The organism is Streptomyces durbertensis, assembly GCF_014156695.1.
Classification (GTDB): domain Bacteria; phylum Actinomycetota; class Actinomycetes; order Streptomycetales; family Streptomycetaceae; genus Streptomyces; species Streptomyces durbertensis.
Map to the genome: position 1 here is coordinate 1 of NZ_WMLF01000224.1, position 8,447 is coordinate 8,447.

The 8,447-nt window shown below is 75.8% G+C and carries 7 protein-coding genes; 2 read left to right on the forward strand and 5 right to left on the reverse strand.

The genetic code is table 11. The features are described 5' to 3' along the window. Positions 1 to 34: 34 nt before the first annotated feature. From GL263_RS15830 to GL263_RS15840, 3 genes are all read right to left on the reverse strand, one after another. Entirely contained in the window at positions 35 to 976 is a 942-nt protein-coding gene (locus GL263_RS15830) for an aminoglycoside phosphotransferase family protein (RefSeq protein WP_323379421.1), read from the reverse strand. After that, a complete protein-coding gene (locus tag GL263_RS15835; RefSeq protein ID WP_182856365.1) occupies positions 973 to 1,821 on the reverse strand; it encodes a class I SAM-dependent methyltransferase in 849 nt (282 codons plus the stop codon). The genes GL263_RS15830 and GL263_RS15835 overlap by 4 nt, the downstream gene beginning before the upstream one ends. Before the next feature lie 112 nt (positions 1,822 to 1,933). Further along, a complete protein-coding gene (locus tag GL263_RS15840; protein ID WP_182856366.1) occupies positions 1,934 to 3,421 on the reverse strand; it encodes a bifunctional phosphatase PAP2/diacylglycerol kinase family protein in 1,488 nt (495 codons plus the stop codon). Positions 3,422 to 3,627: 206 nt separating this feature from the next. On the opposite strand from GL263_RS15840, the gene GL263_RS15845 reads away from it, so the two are divergent. Beyond that, entirely contained in the window at positions 3,628 to 4,860 is a 1,233-nt protein-coding gene (locus GL263_RS15845) for an aminotransferase class I/II-fold pyridoxal phosphate-dependent enzyme (RefSeq protein WP_323379422.1), read from the forward strand. After that, positions 4,857 to 5,921, forward strand: a complete 1,065-nt coding sequence (locus GL263_RS15850) for an MBL fold metallo-hydrolase (RefSeq protein WP_182856368.1) — start codon at positions 4,857 to 4,859, stop codon at positions 5,919 to 5,921. The genes GL263_RS15845 and GL263_RS15850 overlap by 4 nt, the downstream gene beginning before the upstream one ends. A 142-nt stretch (positions 5,922 to 6,063) precedes the next feature. On the opposite strand, the gene GL263_RS15855 is transcribed toward GL263_RS15850, so the two are convergent. Both GL263_RS15855 and GL263_RS15860 read right to left on the reverse strand, forming a co-directional pair. Continuing rightward, on the reverse strand, positions 6,064 to 7,227 hold the full coding sequence (locus GL263_RS15855) for an alpha-lytic protease prodomain-containing protein (protein ID WP_182856369.1): 1,164 nt from the start codon (positions 7,225 to 7,227) through the stop codon (positions 6,064 to 6,066). A gap of 112 nt (positions 7,228 to 7,339) precedes the next feature. Next, positions 7,340 to 8,299 carry a LysR family transcriptional regulator gene (locus tag GL263_RS15860; protein ID WP_182856370.1) on the reverse strand — a complete coding sequence of 320 codons (960 nt, stop codon included), beginning with the start codon at positions 8,297 to 8,299 and terminating at the stop codon, positions 7,340 to 7,342. Positions 8,300 to 8,447 lie beyond the last annotated feature (148 nt).

Genomic DNA, 8,447 nt, shown 5'->3' on the forward strand with positions numbered 1-8,447 from the left:
GCTCCCGGGTGACCGCCGCCCCGCCCCGGCCCCCTCAGCCGTCGGCGAGCCGGGCCAGGGAGGGAAGCAGCGCGAGGGCGTGGGCGCACTCCTCCACGTCGTCGTGGTCGGCCGCCCACCAGGCGTACTCCACCGTGCGCGCCAACGCCCAGGCGGCGAGCCGGTCCACGGACTGCCCGCAGGACTCCGCGACGACCGCGAAGCGCTCACCGAGAGGCCGGTCCGGCGCGGTCTGCTCGACCAGCGGCCACGGGTCGTAGGCGGGGTCGCCCGCCATCGGCTTCGGGTCGATGGCCAGCCACGGCCGACGCGCGGCCGCGAGCACGTTCCCGGGGTTGAAGTCGCCGTGCAGCAGCACGCGCTGGCCGGCCGAGCGGGGCAGCTCACGCAGCAGCCGGATGCCCAGTGCGTCCAGCCCCGGATCGGCGCGAGGGGCGACCCGCGCGGCCAGCCGGTCACGTCGCTCCTCGGCGAGCGCCGCCCAGGAGGCGCAGACCGCCGTCAACTCTGGCATGCCCGCGGGTGGTTCGTCGGCGGCATGCCACAGTTCGGCGAGCAGCGCGGCGCCCGTCCGCAGCCGCCCGACCGCCGCGTGGGCTGCGTGTGGCGGCAAACCGGCGTGCAGCGCGGTACCGGGTTCGCACCGCTCGACGAGCAGCGCGTACCGGCTCTCGTCCGCTTCGAGGAGCCGCACCGCGCCTCGGCCGTCCCAGTGACGCAGGGCCGCCGCCTCGCCGCGTGCCTCCGGGTGCGGCCAGGTCACCTTGAGGACCGCCGCAAGGCCGTCCTCACGGTGTACCGGGGCGGCCCAGGAGCAGCTGCCGCCGGTGAAGGGTGCGCCGAGCCGCAGCCGCCAGCGCGCCTGGTACGCGGCGACCAGCCCCGGCAGGCGCTCCAGCCACTCGCGGCCCGCCTCGTGCCGCGAGAGGTTCGCGACCAGGGCGGGGGCCGCCGGAACCTCCGGCGCGCTGCTCACCCGGCGGTCCGTGTGGGCGCGGCGCCCGGCAGGCGGTAGCGGAGTTCGCCGTGGAGGACGGAGAACCAGGCGTCCGGGCGGGCGCGCCAGCGCCGCCACGCGTCGGCGATCCGCGACAGCTCCTCGGCGGTGCCGTGGCCGCCGTCCGTCACCCGGGTGGCGTAGTCGGGTTCGATCGTGCGGTCCGCCCACAGCCCGCCCCACCAGTCACGGTCGGACTCGTCGGCGAAGCACCACACGGACGCGGAGGGGAGCAGTTCGCCGCCCTCGTCGTAGCCGGCCGCCCGCGCCCAGGACAGCAGTCGCCGTCCGGCGTCCGGTTCGCCGCCGGCGGCGCGCGCCACCCGGCGGTACAGCCCCGACCAGTCGTCCAGTTCCGGCAGTTCCGGGTACCAGGCCATCGCCGCGTAGTCGGCGTCGCGGACGGCGACCAGGCCGCCGGGCCGGCACACCCGCCGCATCTCGCGCAGCGCCCGCACCGGGTCGCCGACGTGCTGCAGCACCTGGTGCGCGTGCACCACGTCGAACGAGTCGTCGGGGAACGGCAGCGACTCCACCCGCGCGGTGGTGAACTCCACCGCGTCCAGCCCGCGCCGCGCGGCGAGCGCCCGGGCGCCGGTCAGCACCTCCGTGCCGGCGTCGACCCCGACGACCCGCCCGGGGGCCACGAGCGCGGCCAGCTCGACGGTGATCGTCCCGGGCCCGCAGCCGACGTCCAGCAGGTCGAGCCCGGGACGGAGGTCGGGCAGCAGGTAGCCGGCGGAGTTGGCCGCCGTCCGCCAACGATGGCTGCGCAGAACGGACTCGGGGTGGCCGTGGACGTACTCGACGCTCTTCTGGCTCATGCCGGAACCCTAGCCGCGTCCCGGATTCTGGACGAATCTGTCTCGCATGGCGGTCAGTTGGTCGAGTGCGCCGAGCCGGCCGACCACCGAGCCGGGGTCGGCCGGACAGGCCCTAGCGCGGCGTGGCGGTCAGCCGGGTGGTCGCACGCGGGCAGTAGACGCGCAGCGCCTCCCGCCGCTTCTCCAGCACCAGCGAGGGCGGCGCCTCCGCCACCTCCCCGTCGTACGCCAGCCGGGTGCCGGGCGCGATCCCCTCGACGCGCAGCCGGCCCACCAGCGCCGCGCCGTGCACCGGGGAGCGGTGCAGGGTGCCGGCGAGGGCCCCGGCGAGCAGCCGCGTCCTCGCCCAGCGGCCCGCATGCGCCACCCGGACGTCGAGCAGCCCGTCCGCCAGGTCGGCGCGGCGCTGCGGGGCGAGTCCCAGCCCCTCGTAGCGGCAGTTCCCGGCGAACAGCAGCCACACCTGGTGGCGGCGGCCGTTCACCGTCAGCTCCACCGGGCGGTACTCGCGCAGCACCCGCCAGGCGGCGATCACCCCGGCCGGCCAGGAGCCGACCCGAGGAGACCACCGCTCCCGCAGCCGGACCAGCTCCGGGTAGACGCCGAGCGCGAACGTGTTGACGAACTGGCCGTCCTCGCCGAACCGCGCCACGTCCACCGCCACCGCCTCACCCGCCTCGACGGCCTGCGAGACGTCCGCGAGTGTTGCTATCCCCAGGTCGCCGGCGAAGTGGTTCAGCGTGCCGCCCGGCAGCACCGCGAGCGGCACGTCGTGCGCCAGGGCCGCCCGTGCCGCCACGCTGACCGTTCCGTCACCGCCGAAGACCCCCAGCGCGCCGCCCTCCTCCTTCACCCTGCGGGCCGCCTCGGCGAGGGCCTCCGGCACCGCCGGACCGTCCTGCCCGCCGCACTCCAGTACCTCCGCGGCCGGCAGCGCCGCCCGCACCAGCGCGCTCGGATCCACGTCCTCCCCGGCGCCCGAGGCGCCCGCGCCGCGGTTCGCCACCACCACCAGCCCGCGCCCGCCCGGCAGCCGCGGCACGGGCACCACCCGCCGCACCTCCGGCGGGGTGAGCCGGGTCGGCAGCAGCCGGCGCAGCACCAACGCCGCCGTCACCCCGAGGGCCGCGCCCGCGAGCACGTCCGCCGGATAGTGCACGCCGGTGTAGACCCGGGAGAAGGCCACCGAGGCCGCCAGCGGGGCCACCGCCGCGCCCCATCCGGCGGACTCCAACGCCACCCCGGTCGCGAACGCGGCCGCGGAGGCCGAGTGGCCCGACGGGAAGGACGTCGTCAGCGGCTGCCGGCTGAGCCGCCGCACCAGCGGCACCGCGTCGACCACCGGCCGGGCCCGCCGCACCGTCCACTTGCCGACCGTGTTGGTGGCGGCCGAGGCGAGCGCCAGCGAGGCCACCCCGCGCAGCGCCGCCCGCCGCGCGCCGGGTGCGGCGGCCGCCATGCCCGCCGCCGCGCCCAGCCACAGCACCCCGTGGTTCGCCGCGCGGCTGAGCCGGGGCAGCACCCGGTCGGCGCCCGGCCAGTGATGCCGGGCCACCAGCGCGAACGCCGCCCGGTCCAGTCTGCTCAGTGCGTTGCCCATTGCGGTCGGTTACCCATCCCGGCCGGGGTCATCCCGAGCGGGGACGGCGAGTACGCCGAAGCGGTGTCCGCCAACCGGGCCCGCCGGGCGGCAGAGGCGGCCCGTCCGCGGCCGCGCGGGGCGCCGGTCACCCGGCTGCGCGGCACGGCCGGGTCTGCGAAGGTGGAGAACACCAGGCGGGGCCCGGTCCCGACGCGGTGCGCGGGGTGCGACGGCCGCGTGCCGCCCCGGCCGCCCGGCGGGCCCGGCGGACGCAAGGAGGCTGGATGCCGACAAACGGGCGGGAAGAGGCCGAGTGCCTGGCCGCGGCCTGCGGTTACTGGCGGCGCCGGGGTCTGGAGACGGCCGGCGCGCAGGTGGCGCTCGCGCCCGGCGCTCCGGTCCTGCTGCTGGCCGTGCTCGCCGCCGCCGGGCCGCACGGCGTGCTGGTCACCCGCCCGTGCGCCCAGTGGTACGTGCCGCAGGCCCGGCTGCTGGACCGGCCGGTGCATCCCGTACCGGTCACCGCGGAGAGCGGCGGCGTACCCGACCCCATCGCGCTGCTGGAGACGCTGCGCAGGGCCCGGGCCGCCGGCGGCGACCCCCGGGTGCTGCTGCTGTCGGTGGCCGACGACCCGACCGGCACGGCGGCGCCGCCCGAGCTGCTGCACGAGGTGTGCGAGGTGGCGGCCGACCAGGGCCTGCTGGTCGTCAGCGACGAGAGCTGGCGCGACACCCGGCTGGCCGCCCACGAGACCGTGCTGGTCAGCCCGGCCGAGATCCTGCACCCCGCCGGTGGCGGCCGGCCCGAGGCCGCCGGCGACCTGCGCGGCGACGCGGTGGTCCTGCTCGATCTGCGGGCCGCGCTGCTGGCGTCCGGACCGGGGCTGGCGTGCGCCCGCTTCCCGGCCGGGGAGCGCGGCCGCGAGCTGCGGGAGCGCGCGGTCGCGGCACTGGCGGCGCTCGCGGTGTCGCCGTCCGAGCGCGCCCTCCGGGAGGGTGCCCGGGCGCTGGCGGAACCGCCCTCGTTGCGCAGGGAGTTGACCGCCGACAACGACGACCACGCCGTGCGCGCCGGCACCCTGCACGGCCTGCTCACCGAGCTCGGCGCGCTGTGCCGGCCGGCGACCGTGGGCCGCTTCCTCTACGCCGACCTCGAACCGCTGCGCGTCCGGCTCGCGATGTCCGGCGTGACCGACGCCCAGACCCTCGAGACCGCGCTGCGCGCGGCCGGCGGCGGCCTGGCGCACGGCGGCCACCGGTTCGGCGACGACCCCGCGCTGCTGCGGGTGCGGCTGCCCACCGCGCCGCCGCCCGCCCACGGACCCGACCTCGAGTCGACCCTGCGAGAACTGGCCGGTGCGAGCAGCGGCGGGACCCCGGGCGAGGCGCCGGGCGCGCGGGTCGGCGCCGCCCCGGGGCAGACTGGGGAGGACAACAGAGCCGAGGGGAACCGATGACCGAACAGACCGATCAGGCGGACACCACTGGCCCGAAGAACGTCCCGTCGAAGGCGGCGGCCCGACGCACGGCCGGCTCGCCCCGCCCGGCCGCGCCCCGCCCGCCCGGCGAGCGGAGGACCTGGCCCCGCAGCTTCGCCGACCGGCTCACCAGCCCGCTGCCCGGCGCCGCCACGCTGCTCCGCGCCATGCGGACCCGCGCGCTGCGCCCGCCCGCGGCCGCTCTCTCCACGGCTCGGGAGCTCCCCTACGAGCCGGCACCGCTGCCCGTGCCGGACGTCGGTCAGACCTCGCTGACCTGGGCCGGCCACGCCAGTTGGGTGCTGCGCACGGGAGGGCTCACCGTGCTCGCCGACCCGGTGTGGTCCCGCCGGATCCTGGGCACGCCCGCCCGGCTCACCCCGCCGGGCGTGCCGTGGGAGGACCTGCCGCCGATCGACGCCGTGGTCATCTCCCACAACCACTACGACCACCTCGACGCCCCCACGTTGAGCCGGCTGCCACGGGACACCCCGATGCTGGTCCCGGCCGGGCTGGGCACCTGGTGCCGCCGGCGACGCTTCACCCGGGTCGTGGAACTCGACTGGTGGGAGGCGGCGGAGCTGCCCGCCCCCGACGGGGGCCGGGTGCGGTTCGACTTCGTGCCCGCGCACCACTGGTCCAAGCGCGGACTGTGGGACACCTGCCGGTCGCTGTGGGGCGGCTGGATCGTCAGCTCGGACCGGCACCGGGTGTACTTCGCCGGCGACACCGGCTACGGGCACTGGTTCTCCGAGATCGGGGAGCGCCACCCGGACCTCGACGTGGCGCTGATGCCGATCGGGGCGTACGCGCCGCGCTGGATGCTGAGACCGGTGCACACCGACCCGGAGGAGGCGGTCCGGGCCACCCTCGACGTCGGGGCCCGGCGGATGGCGCCGATGCACTGGGCGACGTTTGTCCTGTCGTCGGAGCCCCCGCTGGAACCGCTCAGCAGGGTCCGGGCCGCGTGGGCGGAGGCCGGACGGCCCGCCGACGACCTGTGGGACCTGGCCGTGGGCGCCTCGGCGGTGCTCGACTGACGGGCGCCCGGGGGGAGGAACGCTCGGTGAGGAACGGCCGGTGAGGAACGGCCGCCGCCCGCCCGACCTGGTCCGGTCGGGCGGGCGGGGTGCCGGGGCCCGGCCTGCGGGCCCCGGCGGTGCCTGAGGAGACTTGCGCGGGTCAGCTGGTGACCAGTGTCAGGCCCCACGAGTTGAGGATCGGGTTGATCGGCTGGTAGTAGGTGGTGCCGCCGGTCCGGCAGTTGCCCGAGCCGCCGGAGGTCACACCCTGTGCCTGGGTGCCGGAGATGTAGGAACCGCCGGAGTCACCGGGCTCGGCGCAGACCGAGGTGCGGGTGACGTTGTTGACGCGGCCCTGCGGGTAGGTCACGAAGGTGCCGTGCTGCTGGATGGTGCCGCAGTGCCAGCCGGTGGTCGAGCCGGAGCGGCAGACGGTGGAGCCCACCGGGGCCTGCTGCGAGCCGGAGACCCGGGAGCTGGTGCCCCGGACGAACGGGCGCGGCGTCCAGTTGCTGTTGACCGCGACCCAGGCGGCGTCCGCGTTCGGGAACACCGAGTTGCGGAACGTGCCCTGGGCGACCTGGTTGTAGCCGCGGGTGCTGGTGCCGGTGGTGCCGCAGTGGCCGGCGGTCGCGAAGCCGGGCGTGCTGCCCTGGCGGACGGAGAAGCCGACCGAGCAACGGCCGCCGCTGCCCATGTAGTAGGCGTCGCCGCCGACCACGTCGTAGTAGGTCTGCGGCTGCTCGTCGGACTTCACCACGCGCACGGCGGAGCTGTCCACGCCTGCGGCGTCGACGAGCTTGCGGGCCTCGGCCGGCTTGCCCGACAGGACGACGACGCTGTTGCTCCTGACGTCCACGTACCAGACGGGCGCGGCCTTGCCGTCCTTGGCGTTGATAGCCTTGTCAAGCTGCTTGGCCGTCTTCTCCAGCGACTTCACACTGTGCTGGACGACCTTGGCCGTGGCGCCGGCCCGCTCGATGGCGGCGACCTCTGAGCGGTCGGTGGTCGCGACGGTCAGCGTGGAGGTCTTGCCGCTGACCCAGGAGCCGGCGAAGTCGGCGCCCAGTTCCTTGCGGAGGGTGCGTTCGGCCTTGAACGCGACGGCCTCGTTGGCGATACGGGTCTTGGCCTGGTCGGCGGTGAGGCCGAGGTCGCGCTCAAGGGCCTTGAGCATGCCCGGGGCGATGCCCTCGACGGCGCTTTCGACGGCTCGGTCCGTGGGGGAGGACTCGGCCGCTCCCGCGATGCTCGGGAGGGTGGTGACACCGAGGGCGGTCACCGCCGCGGCGGCGACGGCGATGCCTGTGCGTCTGCGGAGCATGTGGGGTTCTCCTTTTGGTTGGGGGGTCAGCCACAACCTAGCCAGCGGGTGACAAGGCGTGTACCTGCCAAGCCTTCCCTCCCGCGATGTGATGTATCCGGATACCGGACGTTCAACCCGCGGTACCGAAGAGTTTGTTGTCGTGCAGCCAGCGCGCGTAACGCGGATTGCGCCGGGCGGCCTCGGCGTGCACGTGCCGCGCGTGCGCCAGCACGGCGGGCGCGGTGTGCGCCGCGGCCGACTCCGGGTGGTGGGCCAGCAGGTGACGCCAACTCACCGGCGTGCCGGCCAGCGGAACCGTCACCACCCCCGGCACCGGGGGGAACGTCGCCCGGCACAACCCGACCGCCCGGCCGAGCTGCACCAACTGCACACACGCCGACGCGTCCGCCTCGAAGAAGGAGACGGGAGTGAAGCCGGCCCTCGCGCAGGCGGCGGAGAAGCAGTCCCGGAAGCAGCCGTCCCCCGGGGCCTTCGCCCAGCGTTCGTTCGCCAGCTTCCCCAACTCCAACCGCTCCTCGTCGGCGTAGGGATGGTCCTCCGCCAACATGACGAAGATCGGGTCCCGGCCGACAGTCCGCCACACCAACTGGTCTCCGCGCGGCGGGGTCGCCTGTCCGCACACGCCGGTGAGGACGAAGTCCAGCCGGCCCTCGGCCAGCCACTCCGCCAGTTCCACCGTCGACCAACTGGTGGTCGTACTGATCATCGCCTCCGGATGCGCGCTGGCGAGACGATCCACCAGCGCGCCCAGCAGCGGACCGTGGGAGCTGCCGATGCGGAAACGGGAGGTGTCCTGCCACCCCTGGGCGAACCGGGTGGCGTCCTCCTGGAGTTGCCGCATCGCCGGCACCAGCACCCGTGCCCGGCTGAGCACCAGCTCGCCCAGCGGGGTGGGCCGGGCCCCGGCACGATCACGCTCGAAGAGGGGTCCCCCCAACGCGCGCTCGATGCGCTTCAACTGCCCGCTCAGCGCTGACTGGGCGAGCCCGAGTGAGGTGGCAGCCCTGGTGAGGCTGCCTTCCTGGTCTATCGCGCGGATTACTTTCAGATGCCGCACCTCTAGTTCCATGGCGTGACGTTACGGGTCAGGTGAGGGGGCGGCAAGGTCCGTCTCCCGACCCCGCCTCCACCACAACGGCACAAACGGAACGATCAGCACCGTCCGGCGCGCCCGGCCCGCCGGCCCCGGAGAGCCGCCCCAAAGAACAGCCCGGACA

What these genes read in the sequence shown, in the direction of transcription:
- GL263_RS15835 (WP_182856365.1), bottom strand. Translation starts at nt 1,821, where the DNA reads ATGAGCCAGAAGAGCGTCGAGTACGTCCACGGCCACCCCGAGTCCGTT.
- GL263_RS15840 (WP_182856366.1), bottom strand. Translation starts at nt 3,421, where the DNA reads ATGGGCAACGCACTGAGCAGACTGGACCGGGCGGCGTTCGCGCTGGTG.
- GL263_RS15850 (WP_182856368.1), top strand. Translation starts at nt 4,857, where the DNA reads ATGACCGAACAGACCGATCAGGCGGACACCACTGGCCCGAAGAACGTC.
- GL263_RS15855 (WP_182856369.1), bottom strand. Translation starts at nt 7,227, where the DNA reads ATGCTCCGCAGACGCACAGGCATCGCCGTCGCCGCCGCGGCGGTGACC.
- GL263_RS15860 (WP_182856370.1), bottom strand. Translation starts at nt 8,299, where the DNA reads ATGGAACTAGAGGTGCGGCATCTGAAAGTAATCCGCGCGATAGACCAG.